The sequence below is a fragment of the Vannielia sp. SX4 genome (assembly GCF_052828525.1).
Map to the genome: position 1 here is coordinate 2933769 of NZ_CM128247.1, position 16100 is coordinate 2949868.

At 66.6% G+C, this 16100-nt stretch carries 16 protein-coding genes; 6 read left to right on the plus strand and 10 right to left on the minus strand.

Annotation, left to right across the window (positions count from 1 at the left end; translation table 11 throughout):
• The first annotated feature begins 85 nt into the window (after nt 1-85).
• Entirely contained in the window at nt 86-3049 is a 2964-nt protein-coding gene (locus tag ACUXVX_RS14525) for a VWA domain-containing protein (RefSeq protein WP_446308852.1), read from the plus strand.
• Between the two features lie 284 nt (nt 3050-3333).
• Here the strand turns inward: ACUXVX_RS14525 and tgt are convergent, their stop codons facing one another.
• Nucleotides 3334-4464, minus strand: a complete 1131-nt coding sequence (gene tgt, locus ACUXVX_RS14530) for a tRNA guanosine(34) transglycosylase Tgt (protein ID WP_446308853.1) — start codon at nt 4462-4464, stop codon at nt 3334-3336.
• A gap of 60 nt (nt 4465-4524) precedes the next feature.
• Between tgt and rimK the strand changes: the two genes are divergently transcribed.
• Nucleotides 4525-5919, plus strand: a complete 1395-nt coding sequence (rimK, locus tag ACUXVX_RS14535) for a 30S ribosomal protein S6--L-glutamate ligase (RefSeq protein WP_446308854.1) — start codon at nt 4525-4527, stop codon at nt 5917-5919.
• 258 nt (nt 5920-6177) lie between these two features.
• On the plus strand, nt 6178-8082 hold the full coding sequence (locus tag ACUXVX_RS14540) for an outer membrane protein (RefSeq protein WP_446308855.1): 1905 nt from the start codon (nt 6178-6180) through the stop codon (nt 8080-8082).
• 95 nt (nt 8083-8177) lie between these two features.
• Here ACUXVX_RS14540 and ACUXVX_RS14545 read toward each other — a convergent pair whose 3' ends face one another.
• The 7 genes from ACUXVX_RS14545 to ACUXVX_RS14575 form a co-directional block, all read right to left on the minus strand.
• A complete protein-coding gene (locus tag ACUXVX_RS14545; protein WP_222493782.1) occupies nt 8178-8603 on the minus strand; it encodes a hypothetical protein in 426 nt (141 codons plus the stop codon).
• Nucleotides 8600-8725: a hypothetical protein gene (locus ACUXVX_RS14550; RefSeq protein ID WP_446308856.1), complete on the minus strand. Its 126-nt coding sequence runs from the start codon at nt 8723-8725 to the stop codon at nt 8600-8602. Before ACUXVX_RS14550 ends, ACUXVX_RS14545 begins: the two co-directional genes overlap by 4 nt.
• Nucleotides 8722-8925 (minus strand): hypothetical protein, encoded by a 204-nt coding sequence (locus ACUXVX_RS14555; RefSeq protein ID WP_261384592.1) that lies wholly within the window; start codon nt 8923-8925, stop codon nt 8722-8724. The genes ACUXVX_RS14550 and ACUXVX_RS14555 overlap by 4 nt, the downstream gene beginning before the upstream one ends.
• Nucleotides 8922-9476: a holin family protein gene (locus ACUXVX_RS14560; RefSeq protein ID WP_446308857.1), complete on the minus strand. Its 555-nt coding sequence runs from the start codon at nt 9474-9476 to the stop codon at nt 8922-8924. The genes ACUXVX_RS14555 and ACUXVX_RS14560 overlap by 4 nt, the downstream gene beginning before the upstream one ends.
• On the minus strand, nt 9467-10078 hold the full coding sequence (locus tag ACUXVX_RS14565; protein WP_446308858.1) for a holin-associated N-acetylmuramidase: 612 nt from the start codon (nt 10076-10078) through the stop codon (nt 9467-9469). The genes ACUXVX_RS14560 and ACUXVX_RS14565 overlap by 10 nt, the downstream gene beginning before the upstream one ends.
• Before the next feature lie 126 nt (nt 10079-10204).
• Nucleotides 10205-10597 (minus strand): cell division protein ZapA, encoded by a 393-nt coding sequence (locus ACUXVX_RS14570; protein WP_222468881.1) that lies wholly within the window; start codon nt 10595-10597, stop codon nt 10205-10207.
• The gene (locus ACUXVX_RS14575; protein WP_446308859.1) at nt 10590-10952 is read right to left on the minus strand and encodes a hypothetical protein; all 363 of its coding nucleotides are present in this window, start codon (nt 10950-10952) and stop codon (nt 10590-10592) included. Before ACUXVX_RS14575 ends, ACUXVX_RS14570 begins: the two co-directional genes overlap by 8 nt.
• 232 nt (nt 10953-11184) lie before the next feature.
• On the opposite strand from ACUXVX_RS14575, the gene tkt reads away from it, so the two are divergent.
• Nucleotides 11185-13200, plus strand: a complete 2016-nt coding sequence (gene tkt, locus ACUXVX_RS14580) for a transketolase (RefSeq protein WP_446308860.1) — start codon at nt 11185-11187, stop codon at nt 13198-13200.
• Between the two features lie 119 nt (nt 13201-13319).
• On the opposite strand, the gene ACUXVX_RS14585 is transcribed toward tkt, so the two are convergent.
• Nucleotides 13320-13685: a DoxX family protein gene (locus tag ACUXVX_RS14585; RefSeq protein WP_315898500.1), complete on the minus strand. Its 366-nt coding sequence runs from the start codon at nt 13683-13685 to the stop codon at nt 13320-13322.
• Nucleotides 13682-14635, minus strand: a complete 954-nt coding sequence (locus tag ACUXVX_RS14590) for a DUF808 domain-containing protein (protein ID WP_446308861.1) — start codon at nt 14633-14635, stop codon at nt 13682-13684. Before ACUXVX_RS14590 ends, ACUXVX_RS14585 begins: the two co-directional genes overlap by 4 nt.
• Nucleotides 14636-14832: 197 nt before the next feature.
• Between ACUXVX_RS14590 and gap the strand changes: the two genes are divergently transcribed.
• Nucleotides 14833-15831, plus strand: coding sequence for a type I glyceraldehyde-3-phosphate dehydrogenase (gene gap / locus ACUXVX_RS14595; RefSeq protein WP_446308862.1), 999 nt, complete (start codon nt 14833-14835; stop codon nt 15829-15831).
• Nucleotides 15832-15880: 49 nt separating this feature from the next.
• Nucleotides 15881-16024 (plus strand): glyceraldehyde-3-phosphate dehydrogenase, encoded by a 144-nt coding sequence (locus ACUXVX_RS14600; RefSeq protein ID WP_446308863.1) that lies wholly within the window; start codon nt 15881-15883, stop codon nt 16022-16024.
• Nucleotides 16025-16100 lie beyond the last annotated feature (76 nt).

Below are 16100 nucleotides of genomic sequence, written 5' to 3' on the forward strand. Positions count from 1 at the left end.
CCATCCCGGCCCAAGGTCAATTTGCCGCCGCGCAGCTGCCGTGTTTTACTTTGCGTAAGTCATTTTTGATCCAAGAGGTTTTCCCATGCTTCGCGCGCTAACCCTTTGCCTTTGCACGCTCTTTGCAACCGCCGCCCTGGCCCAGGAGCGCCCCCGGGCGATTCTGGTGATGGATGGGTCCGGCTCGATGTGGGGCCAGATCGACGGCAAGGCCAAGATCACCATCGCGCAGGAGGTCGTCGGCACCGTGCTGGGCGGCCTGCCCGACAGTCAGGAGCTGGGGCTCACCCTTTACGGCCACCGCCGCAAGGGCGACTGCGCCGATATCGAAACCGTGGTTCAGCCCGGCACCGGCACCAAATCCGCCATCCAGAGCGCGGTGAACGCGGTCAGCCCCAAGGGCAAAACCCCGATGACAGAGGCCGTTCGTCAGGCCGCCGAGGCGCTGAAGTACACCGAGGAGAAGGCGACCGTCATCCTCGTCTCCGACGGCATCGAAACCTGCGATCCCGATCCCTGTGCCGCCGCCGCCGCGCTGGAGCAGGCGGGCGTGGATTTCACCGCCCATGTCGTCGGCTTCGACGTGTCCGAGGCCGAGGCCCTGCGCCAGATGCAGTGCATCGCCGATGAAACCGGCGGCCAGTTCATCGAGGCCTCCAATGCCGCCGAGCTGGCCGATGCCATGGTCGCCGTGGTCGATGTCGAGGAAGAGCCCGAGCCGGAGCCGGTGGCTGTCACCCATGAGGTCCGCTTCCGCGCCACCGCTGGCGAGGGCGGCCCCTTCATTTCCGAGCCGCTGGCCTGGGAGATCAGCCAGGAGGGCACGCCCGTCGGCACCACCACGCTCGAGGCCGCTCCCACCGTGAGCCTTGAAGAGGGCGCCTATCAGGTCACCGCCACCCGCCCGTCAGACGACATGGCCCGCGAGGCCAGCTTCACTGTGAAGCCCGGTAAGCAGACGGTCACGGTCATCTTCCCGGACCCGCTGGTCCAGATCCGCTTTCAGGCGATCGATGGCAAGCACGGCCCCCGCATCTCCGACCCGCTGGTCTGGGATCTCTATCGCGGTGACGAGCTGGTCGAAGGGCCGCTCAACGTCGATGGGTTCACCGCCGAGTTGGAGAAGGGCGAATACCGCGTCACCGTGATGCGCCCTTCCGATGAGGCCAGCGCCGAGGCCATCGTCGGCGTCGGCAAGGTCCGCAAGACGGTCACCGTCGAGCTGCCGCCCTACGCCCCGCCCGCCTCGCTGGAGGCCGCCGAAAGCGCCGTTGCGGGCAGCCATATCCCGGTGCGCTGGACCGGCCCCGAGGGCCAGAACGACACCATCACCGTGGGCGTGCCGGGCAACGGCAACCAGATCAACTACACCTACATCCGCGAAGGCTCTCCGCTCGAGCTTGAGATGCCCGCCACCCCCGGCACCTACGAGCTGCGCTACGTGCTGGCCAAAGGCAACAAGGTGCTGGCCACGCTTCCCATCGAGGTCACGCCGGTCGAGGCCACCGTCACCCCACCCGCCGTGCTGCCAGCCGGCGGCAAGGTGCAGGTCAGCTGGACCGGCCCGGATTATCAGAACGATTTCATCGCCATCGCCAAGCCGGGCGACAACGGCAACCGCTACGAGGCCTACAGCTACACCCGCCACGGCGCGCCGCTCGATCTGCAAATGCCCGCCGAGCCGGGCAGCTACGAGATCCGCTACGTGATGCGGCAAGACAATACGGTGCTCGCCACCGCGCAGGTCGAGGTCACCGCCGTCACCGCCTCCGTAACCCCGCCCGACGCTCTGCCCGCAGGTGGCACGGTACAGGTCGGCTGGCAGGGACCGGATGATCAGAACGACTACATCGCCATCTTCCCCGAGGGCGGGGCCAAATATACCGGCTACACCTACACCCGCCACGGCTCCCCCGCCGCGCTGCGCCTGCCCGCCGAGCCGGGCCGCTACCGCATCGCCTACGTCCAGCGGCAGGGCAACACCGAGCTGGCCTCGGTGGATGTAGAGGTCACCGCCGTCACCGCCTCGGTCACGCCCCCCGCCGAGCTCCCCGCAGGCGGCACCGTGCAGGTCGGCTGGACCGGCCCGGATGACCAGAACGATTATATCGCCGTCTTCCCCGCAGGCGGCGACCGCTACACGGGCTACACCTACACCCGTCACGGCAGCCCCGCCGCCGTGCGCCTGCCTGCCGAGCCGGGCCGCTATCGCATCGCCTACGTGCAGGATGTCGGCAACACCGAGATTGCTTCGGTCGAGGTCGAGGTCACGGCTGTCACGGCCTCCCTCACGCCTCCGGCCGAGTTGCCGATGGGCGGCACGGTCGCGGTGGAGTGGACCGGCCCGGACGACCAGAACGATTACATCGCCGTCTTCCCCGCAGGGGAGAGCCAATACACCGGCTACGCCTACACCCGCCACGGCAGCCCCGCACAGGTGCCGCTGCCCGCAACGCCCGGCAAATACCGGATCGCCTATGTGCAGGATGTCGGCAATACCGAGATCGCTTCGGTCGAGGTCGAGGTCACAGCCGTCACCGCCACCCTCTCCGCGCCCGCCTCAGCCGAACAGGGCGCCACGGTGCCGGTGGAATGGCAGGGGCCGGACTTCAAGAACGATTACATCGCCGTCTTCCCCGCGGGCGAAAGCCAATACACCGGCTACACCTACACCCGCCACGGCAGCCCGGCGCAGGTTGCCATGCCCGCCACGCCCGGCGACTACGAGGTGGCCTATGTGCTCGACCGCGGCAACACGGTCGTCACCCGCAGCCCGATCACCGTCACCGCTGCCAGCGCAAGCGTCACCCCGCAAGGCGGTGGCACCGCAGGCGGGGAACTGCTGGTCGATTGGGAGGGGCCGGACAACAAGGGCGATTACATCGCGCTCTTCCCCGCCGAGGGGGGCAATTACACCGGTTACGCCTACACCGCCAAGGGCAGCCCGGCCAAGCTGAAGCTGCCCGACACCCCCGGCGCCTACGTGGTGAAATACGTGCTCGACCGCGACAACACACCCATCGCCGAGGCCCCCGTCACCGTGCAGTAGCCCGGCTTCGGCGCACAACTCTGACGCCGCCCCAACCGCAGTTCCTGCTTCGGAGCCCTCCGTCGCCTGCCCCCCCAAGGGACGGCGACAGGCTCCGGGTCAACCGGAATCGCCGAGGGGCCCCACGCATGTGGGGATACGGCTATTCCGGTTGATGCGGAGACGGTCGTCGGCCATCCCGGGGTCAGGTGGTGGAGGGCGCTCAAGCAGGTTTCCTGCTTTGGTGAGTCCCGAGCTTAAGGGCCCCCTCAGACATCCCACGCTCGGCCGCACCTCGCCACACGTCACACCGGCGGAATATCCCCTTCCGCCCGTTGCGCGTGAAACTCCGCCTCGAACGCGGCAAACCGCCCCTCGGCAATCGCCGCCCGCATCCCCTGCATAAGCTCCTGATAATAATGCAGGTTATGCCACGTCAGCAGCATCCCGGCGATCATCTCGCCCGCGCGGTACACATGATGCAGATAGGCCCGGCTGTAGCCACGGCACGCCGGGCAGCCACAGGCCTCATCCAGCGGCCTCGGATCATCCGCATGGCGGGCGTTCTTCAGGTTCACCTGCCCGCGCCGGGTCCACGCCTGCCCCGTCCGCCCGCTCCGCGAGGGCAGCACGCAATCCATCATGTCCACCCCGCGCTTGACCGCGCCGACGATGTCATCGGGCTTGCCCACGCCCATCAGGTAGCGCGGCTTGTCCTCGGGCAGCATCCCCGGCGCATAGTCCAGCACGCCGAACATCGCCTCCTGCCCCTCGCCCACAGCCAGCCCGCCAATCGCATAGCCATCGAAGCCGATCGCCTTCAGCGCTTCGGCGCTCTCGCCCCGCAACTCCTCGGTCACCCCGCCCTGCTGGATGCCGAAGAGCGCGTGGCCGGACCGGTCACCAAAGGCCACCCGAGACCGCTCCGCCCAGCGCATGCTCAGCCGCATCGACTCCGCCACCGCCTCTTCCGTCGCGGGCAGTGCCGGGCACTCGTCGAAACACATCACAATGTCGGAGCCGAGCAGCCGCTGGATCTCCATCGAGGTCTCCGGGCTCAGAAAATGCTTCGACCCGTCCACATGGCTGCGAAAGGTCACGCCGTCCTCGGTCAGCTTGCGCAAATCGGCAAGGCTCATCACCTGAAACCCCCCCGAGTCGGTCAGGATCGGCTTGTCCCAGTTCATGAACTTGTGAAGGCCGCCCAGCCGCGCCACCCGCTCCGCACCCGGCCGCAGCATCAGGTGATAGGTGTTGCCCAGCAAAATATCGGCCCCCGTGGCCGCCACGCTCTCCGGCATCATCGCCTTCACGGTTGCCGCCGTGCCCACAGGCATGAAGGCCGGCGTGCGGATCTCGCCGCGCGGGGTGGTCAACACGCCCAATCGGGCCTTGCCGTCCTGCGCCTTCACTTCGTATGTCACCGGTGTCGTCATATGCCCGTCTCCTTCGGGCCCCATATCCGACAGATGCAGCCAAAAGCCAAGGACAGCCCGATGACCCCACCCGCCACCGCGCCCCTCCAATTCGGCTGGGAAGAATGGGTCACCCTGCCCGCCCTCGGCCTGCCCGCGCTGAAGGCCAAGGTCGATACCGGCGCGCGCACCTCAGCGCTGCACGCCTCCGATATCGAAACCTTCGGCCCCGCCGCCAAGCCCAAGGTGCGCTTCACCGTTCACCCGATTCCGGGCCGCGAAGACCTGTTCATCCCCTGCTCCGCCGCCATCACCGACCGCCGCGAGGTGACCTCGTCCAATGGCGAGAAAGAGCTGCGTTACGTCATCGAAACCCCGCTCGAGGTCGCCGGTCACGCCTGGCCCATCGAGGTCACCCTCACCGACCGCTCCACCATGGCCTCGCGGATGCTGCTGGGCAGGCAGGCGCTGCACGAAGAGATCAACATCCACGCAAACGACCGCTTCTGCCAACCCGAGCTGGATTACGAGGTCTATCATTCCCCCGCCGTCCGCGCCGCCCAGCCGCCCCGCGCCCTGCGCATCGCCGTGCTGAGCCGCGAGAACAACTATTCCACCCGCAGGCTGGTCGAAGAGGGCGAGAAACGCGGCCATACCGTGGAGGTGATCGATACCACCCGCTGCTACATGGCCATCTCCACCCTCGCCCCCGAGGTGCATTACGACGGCAAACGCCTGCCCCGCTACGATGCGGTGATCCCGCGCATCGGCGCCTCGGTCACCACATACGGCACCGCCATCGTGCGCCAGTTCGAGACCATCGGCACCTTCTCGGTGAACCCCTCCCACGGCATCACCGCCTCGCGCGACAAGCTGCACGCGCATCAGATCATGTCGCGCGCCAAGGTGCCCATGCCCGACACCGCCTTCGCCGCCTCCCCCAAGGACACCGCTAACCTGATCGCGCTCGCCGGTAGCGCCCCGCTGATCGTGAAGCTGCTGGAGAGCACGCAGGGCAAGGGCGTTGTGCTGGCCGAAACCCGCAAGGCCGCCGAGTCGGTGATCGATGCCTTCCGCGGCCTCAACGCCAACTTCCTCGTGCAGGACTTCGTGAAGGAGGCCGCCGGCGAGGATATCCGCTGCATGGTGATCGGCGGCAAGGTGGTCGCCTCGATGAAGCGCACCGGAGCCGAGGGCGATTTCCGCTCCAACCTGCACCGGGGCGGCACCGCCAAAACGGTGCGCATCTCCCGGCTCGAGCGTGAAACCGCCACCCGCGCCGCCCGTGCCTTCGGCCTCGGCATGGCCGGGGTGGACCTGCTGCGCTCCGAAGACGGCCCCAAGGTGTTGGAGGTCAACAGCTCCCCCGGCTTCGAGGGCATCGAGGCCGCGACCGAAAAGAACGTGGTCGCCCGCCTCTACGACGAAATCGAGCACCACGTCCGCCCCAAACAGGTCCGCCGCCGCAAAGCCTGATGTGGGGTCGGCGGCCAGACCGTTCACGCCTTCCAGAAAGCGCCAATCACCCCATTGGCCCCTTTAAACGTGGCGTGCCCGCAACAGTGGGCCCACCTCCAGCTGACTGAGAATTTCATCAATTGCGGTTACGTTAGGTCACGGTAAATTCGCGGGCAGGCACACGTCTCAACCGCCTTGGCAGCAGGCCCAAAACATTTCGGGTCACGCAAAGTTTGGCTCAACCAGAATTCATAGCTTCAACCAAAGGATTGTCAGATGCGCATTTCACTCTTTTCAACGACGGCCCTCGTGGCTCTCTCCACCGCTGCAGCCAGTCCCGCGCTCGCGACTGATTGGGATGGCTGGTTTGTCGGCGCGCAGCTCGGCTTCAACCAGCATGTCGCCACCTACGAGGACCCTGACTACGACTGGTATGGTCACACCCAGGATTTCATCTCGCCCGGCGCCGAACTCGGCTTCCAGGCAGGCTACAATACGGTTTCTGGCAACCGCCTCAATGGTTTCGTCATCGACATCCGTGCTGCTAGCAACTCCGAAACCAAAATCTACGCCTCGGATGACAACGTGCCCAACGAGGTGGACTTTCTCGCTACGCTCCGCGGACGCACCGGCCTCGTGGTCGACGATACGGCGATCTACCTGACCGCCGGTCTGGCCCACGGCAAGTTTTCTCGGTCCTGGACCGAGTTCAACGATGTCGACGACAGTTGGCCCGACCTTGGCGCCAGCAAGACCGGCCTGGCCCTGGGCTTCGGGATCGAACATGCTATCAACGATAACTGGTCGATCGGCGCCGAGTATCTCGCCAGCATCTTCGGTGAGAACGTGAGCATCAACGCCGACGACTTTCCGCTCCGGATCAACGACACCGTCCACACCCTCAGCTTCGCGGTGAATTACCACCTCGGCGGTGGGCTCTCCGGCCCGGGCAAGGCCGACGTCGTCGGTAGCCCCGCCAACTTCTCGGGCGGTTACATCGGCGGTTTCGCGGGCTATGGCATCGGCGAACCCGGCGCGAGTGACATCGACTATGACTATTACGGTGGCACCTACGATGTGACCGCCGCCGGAGCCTTCGGCGGCCTGACCGCCGGTTACAACTGGCAAAGCGGGTCCTCGGTCTTCGGCATCGAGGCCCAGCTTGGTTTCGGCAACATGTCGGCTAGCTACACCGCCGATGGTAACGACTTCGATGTCTCGGTCGACAGCACGCTGAGCCTGCGCGGCAAGGCTGGCGTCGTGGCCGGAAACACCATGATGTACGTCCTTGGCGGCGTGACCAGCGCCCAGATCTCCAACACTTGGGGCCCGGGCGAGTACGACCTCGACGGCACCTACACCGGCCTGACCGTCGGTGCCGGTATCGAGCAACTCCTGCCCAACAACCTGTCGTGGAACCTCGAGGCGGCCTACACCCGCTTCGCAGGCGTCGATGACGCCCTTGGCGAAGAGTACACCGGCCACGCCGACCTGCTCCAAGTCACTGCAGGGCTAAACTACCACTTCGGCGGCAGCGCTACCGGCTCCGGCGCAGCGAAGGCCACACACGACTGGTCGGGCGGCTTTTACGGTGTCGATGTGGCGCTTCTGGCCAACAAGGGCTCTGTCTGGGATCAGGACTACTACGAGTATGGCGGCACCTATGACCTGACCAGCCTCGGCGGCGGTCTTGGCGGACACATCGGTATGAACTGGCAGAACGGCAGCTTCGTCTACGGTGGTATCGCCGATATTGCCTTCTACTCCAACAGCGAGACCGATACCTCGCCGGGCTATCGTGAGGTCACCTCCGAACTGAAGGCCATGGCAACCATTCGCGGCCGCGCCGGTATCGCCACGGGCAACAGCCTTTTCTACGCCACCGGCGGTCTGGCCATTGCCAACTCCGAGCTGTCGCACCGCTACCTGCCCGGTCCGAACACCGCCGATTTCGACATGTCCGACACCCGCATCGGTGCGGTCGTCGGCCTCGGCATGGAGCACGCGATGTCGGAGAAGAGCAGCATCCGCGTCGAGGCTCTGATGACCCGCTTCGCGCCCAAGAGCTATGAAAACGGCGACGATTGTTCCGGCCCCGTGGGCTTCGACGGCGGCGCCTGCAACATGGATGGCTGGGATTCCAACGTGCAGATCAAGGCCGGTTACTCCTGGTCCTTCTGACCCGGACGAAACAGCAAAGTCCCGCCCTTCCCGGCGGGACTTTTTTGTCTGGCGGGTGACAGAGGCGCTCGATGCGCCCCGCGTCTCTCGCCCCCCTACCCCAGCACCGCCAGCACCAGCATCGCCGCGCCCAGCGTGCCCCCCAGCACGAAGACCAGCGCCACCTGTCCCAGCCCGAAGGCCCGGCGGATCGCCTCCACGTGCAGCAACGTTCCGGTGAGGTAAACGCCGAGCACCCCGAGCAGCAGCGGGCTTTCTACCATCCACGCCGGGTGGCCCAGCATGTCCTGCGCCACCCGCCAGCCAAGCAGCGCCGAGGCCCCGGCCCAACTGAATGTCATCGCCAGCGCCAGCGGCGTCGCCTTCTCGCGCCAGAGCCACAGGAAGGTGCCTGCCAGCGTCGCCGCCATCGCCACCAGCGCCGCCCGCGCAAGATCCTGCGCGGTGACAATTCCGAGCGGCCGGGCCAGCACGCCCAGCACAAGCAGGATGAGGGCCATCAGCCCCAAGGCACGTGTCATTTTCCCAGCATCTCCTTCAGCGTCGCGTCGAGCGCGTCGGCGGCGGCGCGGTTGCGGTCGGTCTCCCGCTCCATCTCGCGGCCCAGCAGCAGCCGTCGCAGCGCGGCCCGGAGCCAGCTCATTTGTCGCCCCCGCCTGCGCCCCGGCCCGGAAGCCGCTCCCGGATCAGCGTCGTCAGCTCGATGATGATCTCGGTGTTCCGATGCAGCGCGGCGCGGGTGGTCTCGTCCTTCTTGTGGTCCTTGAAGAGCAGGAAGAAGACGAGCAGCACCCACGGCCCGTGCTCGGTAAGCAGGCTGACCCAGACGGTATCGGGCATCATGCCGCCCGGCCTCCGCGCCAGTCGTCCAGCGCCGGGTTCTCGCCCTCTGCGCCCTCCGCCAGAACGCCCTGCCCGCCTGCCCCCGCCTGCAAGGCCGACAGCGCCGCCATGTTGGCCTGCACCTGCGGCGCCAGCGCCACCGTGGCAGCGATCGAGCGCTGAAACTCCTGCCCCTTCACCTGATGCCGCGCCCCGAAATAGAAGCTCACAATTGCCCCCATCAGCCACCACAGCGGCTCGGGCACCAGCGCGATCCCCTGCATCCGCGCGGCAAACCAGATCGGGTCCACCAGCGCCGCCAGCATCAAAAAGATCGTGCCCAGCGCCAGCACCGGGCGCGGCAGGCGGTTGAGCCCGTCCATGAACCGGTCGAACCATCCCTTGCGCTCGACCATGAACTCCCGGCCGAATTGCTCCAGCGCCGCGCCCTGATATGCGGCGGCCCGGGCCGAGGCATTTTCGGCGTTCTCGCGAAACACCTCCACCGTCTCGGCAATCCCGTTGCGCCCGCCGCCAAAGAGGGCCGTGAGCATGGCGGTGATCAGCCCCATTTCGCCACCCGCGCGCGGTGCTCGGCCTCTGTCAGGTGGTATTTCGGGCTGATGAACTCTTCCGCCCGGGTGATCCAGCCACCCTTCCCGCCATCGCGGCGGCGGGCGTATTTGCGGCTGGAGGGGCGGGCATCGGCCAGGCCGTAGTAATAGTTGCGCCGGGCGATCCCGTAGGCATCCGCCAGATGGTCCGGCGCCTCCTCGAAGGCGGCGCGGGCGGCGGCGATGGTCTGCGGGCCAATCGCACCATCCACCGCGCAGGCCTGCCCCATCCGGGCCAGCAGCCGCTGCAGGATCTTCACCGCGTTACTGCCCGCGTTCACATACATGTCGAAGACGCTGGCGTGCAGCGCCACCGGCAGCTCGGCAATCCGCGGACGCTTGAAGTAATGCTCGATGAAGATGCCCCGCGCCTGCTCGGCGCTGAGCCGTTTCACATCGCGCACGGTGGTGCGCCCGTCACCATCGAGGTCCACCCCGAGGCGGCGCAGCGTACCGATGGTGACCCCGAACTTCGTCGCGCCCCCCGGGTCATCGGGGTCGTTCACATAGCCGCCCTCGCGGGCAACGATCTCGCGGGCAATCTCGTCGACAGTGGGCATGGATGCCTCCAGACGTTTCCTCGAACCGTCCGGAAGCCTGCGGCATTTGGTTTAAGATTTATGAAGCGGGGCGTGCGGGCGTAGGGCGGGACTTGTCCCGCCACACTGTCGCCTCAGCGCGTGGCCCTAGCCCGCCTTCTCCTCGGCCTGCGCCGCAAGGCTCTCGGCCCGGGCGGCCAGTTCGGCCATGAAGTCCTCCACCTCGCGGGGCACCACCGGCACCTCCACGCGGGCGGGCTCGGGCGCGGGCACGGCCTTCATCTCCTCGATGAGCTTTTCCTGCGCCGCCAGCTTCTCTTCCGCCGCCGCCGCCTTCTCTTCGAAGGCCGCCGTGCGGTCGGCCAGCATCAGCCCGGCCATCAGCAGCATCCGCGCCTCGGGCAGCCGCCCGATCTGGCTCACCAGCGCGCTCGCCTCCCGGTCCAGCATCTCCGCCGCCCCGGTCAGGTAATGCTCTTCGCCCTCCTGGCAGGCGACCGTAAAGCTCCGGCCGCCAATCGAAATCTGAACCTCAGCCATGTGCAGCCTCCCCCACCAGCGGCTCCAGCGCGGCGATCACCGCATCCAGTTCCTCGCGGTCCTCGGCCTGCTTGGCCCGCAGCGCCGCCTCGGCCTCTTCCAGCTCGGCGATCCGCTCCTGCTGACGCTCCTTCAGCGCCTTCATGGCGTCAATCCGCTCACGTAGCTGGGTATTGGCGGTCTGCTCCGCCTCCAGCGCCTGTTTCAGCTGGAGCACCTGTGCCTCGAGCCCGCGCTGCGCCGCGAGATCCTCTTCGCTCGGCCCCGCCTGACCCGCCTCGTAGCTGGCCACGGCTGCGCCGATCCTGTCCATCGCGGCGGTCAACCGCCGCTCCAATGCCGAGATGTCACTCATTCTGCTGTCCCCTGCGGTGTGAGCCACCGCTCTTTTCTCTTGCACCTGTCCTGCGCCGCTGCCCCGCGCCCGAATCGACGCGCAGTCCCGGCTGCTTCAAGTGTAACCGAGGGCCGCAAAACATGCGCCCCTTTTGTTCCAAGCACTTACCACGCGGCCTTCATGCTGCCTTGAACTCCCCCCCGAGCCTGCTATCACGACGCAACATTCTTGCACCGAGGGGACCTTTTCCGTGGACATCGACGCGCTTCGCAACGCCCATCCCGAACATTGGATGAAAGCCGCCTGCATCCGCACGCTCACGCTCGATGCGGTCGCCGCCGCCAACTCCGGCCACTCCGGCGCGCCGATGGGCATGGCCGATGTCGCCACCGTCCTCTTCGAGAAGCACCTGAAGTTCGATGCCGCCGCGCCTAACTGGCCGGACCGTGACCGCTTCATCCTCTCCGCAGGCCACGGCTCGATGCTGGTCTACTCGCTGCTCTACCTCACCGGCGATGCGCAGATAACCCTCGAAGAAGTCAAGAATTTCCGCCAGCTCGGCGCCCGCACCGCAGGCCACCCCGAGAACTTCCTCGCCGACGGGATCGAAACCACCACCGGCCCGCTCGGTCAGGGCATCTCCAACGCCGTCGGCTTCGCCATCGCCGAGGAGAGCCAGCGCGCCCACTGGGGCAAAAAGGTGGTCGATCACTACACCTACTGCATCGCCGGCGACGGCTGCCTGATGGAGGGCGTGAGCCAGGAGGCCATCGCACTCGCCGGGCACCTCAAGCTCTCCCGCCTCATCGTGATGTGGGACAACAACGACATCACCATCGACGGCAAGGTCTCGCTCTCCGACAGCACCGATCAGGTCGAAAGGTTCAAAGCCTCCGGCTGGAACGTGCTGCAATGCGACGGCCACGACCCCGAGGCGATCGACGCGGCCCTTACCGAGGCCAAAAAGTCCGACCGCCCGACCATGATTGCCTGCAAGACCCACATCGCCCTCGGCCACGCCGCGCAAGACACCTCCAAGGGCCACGGCGCGCTCACCGACGCCGACCAGCTCGACGCCGCCAAAAAGGCCTACGGCTGGACCTCTCCCGCCTTCACCATCCCCGCCGACCTCAAATCGGCTTGGGAGGCCATCGGCAACCGCGGCGAACAGGACCGCAAGGATTGGGAGGTCCGCCTCGGTGCCCTCTCCGAGCGCAAACGCGCCGAATGGGACCGCCAGCAAAGCGGCGAAGCACCCAAGAAACTCGCCGCCGTGATCCGCGCCCTGAAAAAGCAGATCTCCGACGAGCAGCCCAAGGTCGCCACCCGCAAGGCCTCCGAAATGGCGCTCGAGGTGATCAACCCGGTGATGAGCGAGACCATCGGCGGCTCCGCCGACCTGACCGGCTCCAACAACACCAAGACCGCCGATCTCGGCGTGTTCTCGGCCGAAGACCGCAAGGGCCGCTTCATCCACTACGGCATCCGCGAGCACGGCATGGCCGCCGCGATGAACGGCATGGCTTTGCACGGCGGATCAAAGCCTTACAGCGGCACCTTCATGTGCTTCACCGACTATGCCCGCCCCGCCATGCGCCTCTCCGCGCTGATGAAGGTCGCCCCGGTCTACGTGATGACCCACGACTCGATCGGGCTTGGCGAGGATGGCCCCACCCACCAGCCGGTCGAGCATCTCGCCCTGCTGCGGGCCACCCCCAACACGCTGGTGTTCCGCCCCGCCGACGCGGTCGAAACCGCCGAGGCCTGGGAGATCGCCCTGAGCCAGACCAGCAAGCCCTCCATCCTCGCCCTCTCCCGTCAGGGCCTGCCCACCGTGCGCAAAGAGCACAAGGGCAAGAACCTGACCGAACAGGGCGCCTACGTGCTGGCCGACGCCGAGGGCAAGCGGCAGGCCATCCTCCTCGCCACCGGCTCCGAGGTGAGCATCGCGATGGAGGCCAAGGCGCTGCTGGAGGCCGAAGGCATCGGCACCCGCGTGGTCTCCATGCCCTCGATGGAGCTCTTCGCCGCGCAGGACGAGAAGTACCGCAAGCGCGTGCTTCCCGGCGGCCCGGTCCGCGTGGCCGTCGAGGCCGCCGTCCGTCAGGGCTGGGACCAGTGGCTGCTCGGCGAGCGCGGCCGCGAGGCCAAGGCCGGCTTCGTCGGGATGGACAGCTTCGGCGCCTCCGCCCCGGCCGAGGAGCTTTATGAGAAGTTCGGCATCACCGCCAAGGCCGTGGCCGAGAAGGTGAAGAGCCTGCTCTGATCCCTTGGGGGTGCGCCATGAATGCGCACCCTACATCCCGTAGGCTGCCAATTCATGGCGCGCCGGTTCAGCCTACGGTGTGACACCCCCGTAGGGTGCGCATTCATGGCGCACCCAACCTACCCCCCAAGCGCAAACCGCCCCGGCCCGGCCACGGCCAGCGCGAGGCATCCGCCCGCAATCGCCCAGTTTTTCACGAAGATGGTCATCTGCCACGGGTCGCTCGGGATGTAGTGGAACATGCTGGTAAAGGCGCAATAGGCCGCGAGTGCCAGCGCCACCGGCGTCACCCAAACGCCCAGCACAAGGCACACCGCCGCGCCTGCGTTGAAGGCCAGCGCGGGCCAAACCAGCCACGTCGGCATCCCCTTGCCTGCCAGCAGGTCCATCACCGCCTGCGGCTGGGTCTTCTGCACCGCGCCGCCGATGAACAGCCCCGCGATCAGGAGCCGCGCGACCAGCAGAGCAACCGATTGCCAGATCACCCGCGCACCGCCTTCCACACCGGCGCGATCACGAACTGCACCAACGGGATCAGCACGAAGCCGAGCAGCAGCCCCAGCACGCCGGCCAGTCCGGCCCCGGCGATCCATTCCACAACGGCGTGCCAGTTCTCCGGCACCTTTGCCGCCGCCGCCACCGCCGCGTCGTGCACCCAATGCTCCGGTTCATGCCAGCCCATCACGGCCAGGGAGTGGATGATGATCTGCCCGCCGACCCAAAGCATCGCCGCCGTGCCCACGATCATCAGGAATTTCAAGAACCACGGCATCCCGATCACGATCCCGCGCCCCAGCGCCCGGGTCAGCCCGAGGCGGCCACGCTCGGCCATGTGCAGCCCCACGTCATCGGCCTTCACGATAATCGCCACGCTGCCATAGACCGCGGCAGTGATCATCACCCCCGCCAGCGCCAGCGCCGCGCCCTGAAACCAGATGCTCGCCTCCGCGTCGAGGTTCGAAAGGATGATCGTCATGATCTCGGCAGAAAGGATGAAATCCGTCTTGATCGCGCCCTGAATCTTTTGCTCCTCAAGGTGCGCCTTGTCCCCTTCGATATGAATATCGACATGGTGCGAGCTTGGATGGATCAGATGCCATATCTTCTCCGCCCCCTCGAAGCACAAGTAAGCCCCGCCCAGCATCAGCAGCGGGTATATGAGCCACGGCGCAAAGGCCGAAAGCAGCAGCGCAGCGGGCAACAGGATCACCAGCTTGTTGAAGATCGAGCCCCGCGCAATCCGCCAGACAATCGGCAGCTCCCGTTTGGGCTCGAACCCCTGCACATATTTCGGCGTCACCGCCGCATCGTCGATCACCGCGCCCGCCGCCTTGGCGCTCGCCTTCGCCGCCTGGCTGGCGATGTCATCCACCGAGGCCGCCGCCAGCTTTGCAATCGCCGCCACGTCGTCCAGAAGTGCCAGAAGTCCGCTCATGCCCGTTCCCTTTTTTCGCCCTTCCAACCTAGGGATTCGGCCCGCAGAGGCAAGCGCGCAGCCATGCCGGGCCACGTTTGCGCAAACTGCTATCGCTAACAGCGGATGTTTACGCTAACACGCTGATTTGCTGCACTTTCCCGAGTATGCATCGGTATGCTACCCGGCTCTCCAAGGGCAATCCAAGGAGCGGGAAGATGACCATCACCATCGGGATCAACGGATTTGGCCGCATCGGGCGCTGCACCCTGGCGCATATCGCCGAGAGCGCGCGCAACGATGTTCAGGTCGTCAAGATCAACGCCCCCGGCGATATTGAGACCCACGCCCACCTGCTCCGCTACGACAGTGTCCACGGGCGCTTCCCCGGCGAGGTTCAGGTCAAGGGCGATGCGCTCGACCTCGGACGCGGCCCGATTGACGTGATGTCGAGCTACGAGCCCGAGACCCTCGATTGGGGCGGTTGCGACGTGGTGCTCGAATGCACCGGCAAGTTCAACGACGGCGTCAAATCCGCCATCCATCTCGAGCGCGGCGCCGGCAAGGTGCTCATCTCCGCCCCCGCCTCCAACGTCGACCGCACCGTGGTGTACGGCGTCAACCACCGCGCCCTGCGCGCGGATGAGCGGATGGTTTCCAACGGCTCCTGCACCACCAACTGCCTCGCCCCGCTCGCCAAGGTGCTGAACGACACCATCGGCATCGAGCGCGGCATCATGACGACGATCCACAGCTACACCGGCGACCAGCCCACGCTCGACCGTCGCCACAAGGATCTCTACCGCGCCCGCGCCGCCGCCATGGCGATGATCCCCACCTCCACCGGCGCCGCCAAGGCGCTCGGCGAGGTGCTGCCGGAACTCTCCGGCAAGCTCGACGGCACCGCCATGCGCGTGCCCACCCCTAACGTGTCGGCGGTGGACCTCACCTTTGAGGCAGGCCGCGATGTGACCGTTGAGAACGTGAACGAGGTGGTGGCCGAGGCCTGCGCCGGGCACATGGGCATGGTCATGGCCTACGACCCGGCACCCAAGGTCTCGATCGACTTCAACCACACGCCGCAAAGCTCCATCTTCGCCCCCGATCAGACCAAGGTCGTCGGGCGCACCGTGCGCGTGCTGGCCTGGTACGATAACGAGTGGGGCTTCTCCGCCCGCATGGCCGATGTCGCCGGGCACATGGGCCGCCTGAACTAAGGCGCGCCCCGCCCTTCCTGCCGCCCCAGTTGCCCGCTATGAAGGCGGCATGACCAACCGGCTTGCCCTCATCCTCTTCATCCTCGCCGTCGTCGCCCTCGTGGCCGACGGCGTGCTGAATGAGAGCGCCGCCACCCTCTTCATGCTGAAGAAGTTTTCCGCCCTCACCGAGTGGCTCGCCTTCTGGCGCTGATCGCCCCGCAAACACATCCGCGCAAAAGAAAAGGGCCGCCCCGAAGGACGGCCCCAATGTCGCGTTCTGCGACCGC

What these genes read in the sequence shown, in the direction of transcription:
- gap (WP_446308862.1), top strand. Translation starts at nt 14,833, where the DNA reads ATGACCATCACCATCGGGATCAACGGATTTGGCCGCATCGGGCGCTGC.
- ACUXVX_RS14560 (WP_446308857.1), bottom strand. Translation starts at nt 9,476, where the DNA reads ATGGGGCTGATCACCGCCATGCTCACGGCCCTCTTTGGCGGCGGGCGC.
- ACUXVX_RS14545 (WP_222493782.1), bottom strand. Translation starts at nt 8,603, where the DNA reads ATGACACGTGCCTTGGGGCTGATGGCCCTCATCCTGCTTGTGCTGGGC.
- ACUXVX_RS14590 (WP_446308861.1), bottom strand. Translation starts at nt 14,635, where the DNA reads ATGAGCGGACTTCTGGCACTTCTGGACGACGTGGCGGCGATTGCAAAG.
- ACUXVX_RS14555 (WP_261384592.1), bottom strand. Translation starts at nt 8,925, where the DNA reads ATGATGCCCGATACCGTCTGGGTCAGCCTGCTTACCGAGCACGGGCCG.
- ACUXVX_RS14575 (WP_446308859.1), bottom strand. Translation starts at nt 10,952, where the DNA reads ATGAGTGACATCTCGGCATTGGAGCGGCGGTTGACCGCCGCGATGGAC.
- ACUXVX_RS14600 (WP_446308863.1), top strand. Translation starts at nt 15,881, where the DNA reads ATGACCAACCGGCTTGCCCTCATCCTCTTCATCCTCGCCGTCGTCGCC.
- tgt (WP_446308853.1), bottom strand. Translation starts at nt 4,464, where the DNA reads ATGACGACACCGGTGACATACGAAGTGAAGGCGCAGGACGGCAAGGCC.
- ACUXVX_RS14525 (WP_446308852.1), top strand. Translation starts at nt 86, where the DNA reads ATGCTTCGCGCGCTAACCCTTTGCCTTTGCACGCTCTTTGCAACCGCC.
- ACUXVX_RS14550 (WP_446308856.1), bottom strand. Translation starts at nt 8,725, where the DNA reads ATGAGCTGGCTCCGGGCCGCGCTGCGACGGCTGCTGCTGGGCCGCGAG.
- rimK (WP_446308854.1), top strand. Translation starts at nt 4,525, where the DNA reads ATGACCCCACCCGCCACCGCGCCCCTCCAATTCGGCTGGGAAGAATGG.
- ACUXVX_RS14570 (WP_222468881.1), bottom strand. Translation starts at nt 10,597, where the DNA reads ATGGCTGAGGTTCAGATTTCGATTGGCGGCCGGAGCTTTACGGTCGCC.
- ACUXVX_RS14540 (WP_446308855.1), top strand. Translation starts at nt 6,178, where the DNA reads ATGCGCATTTCACTCTTTTCAACGACGGCCCTCGTGGCTCTCTCCACC.
- ACUXVX_RS14565 (WP_446308858.1), bottom strand. Translation starts at nt 10,078, where the DNA reads ATGCCCACTGTCGACGAGATTGCCCGCGAGATCGTTGCCCGCGAGGGC.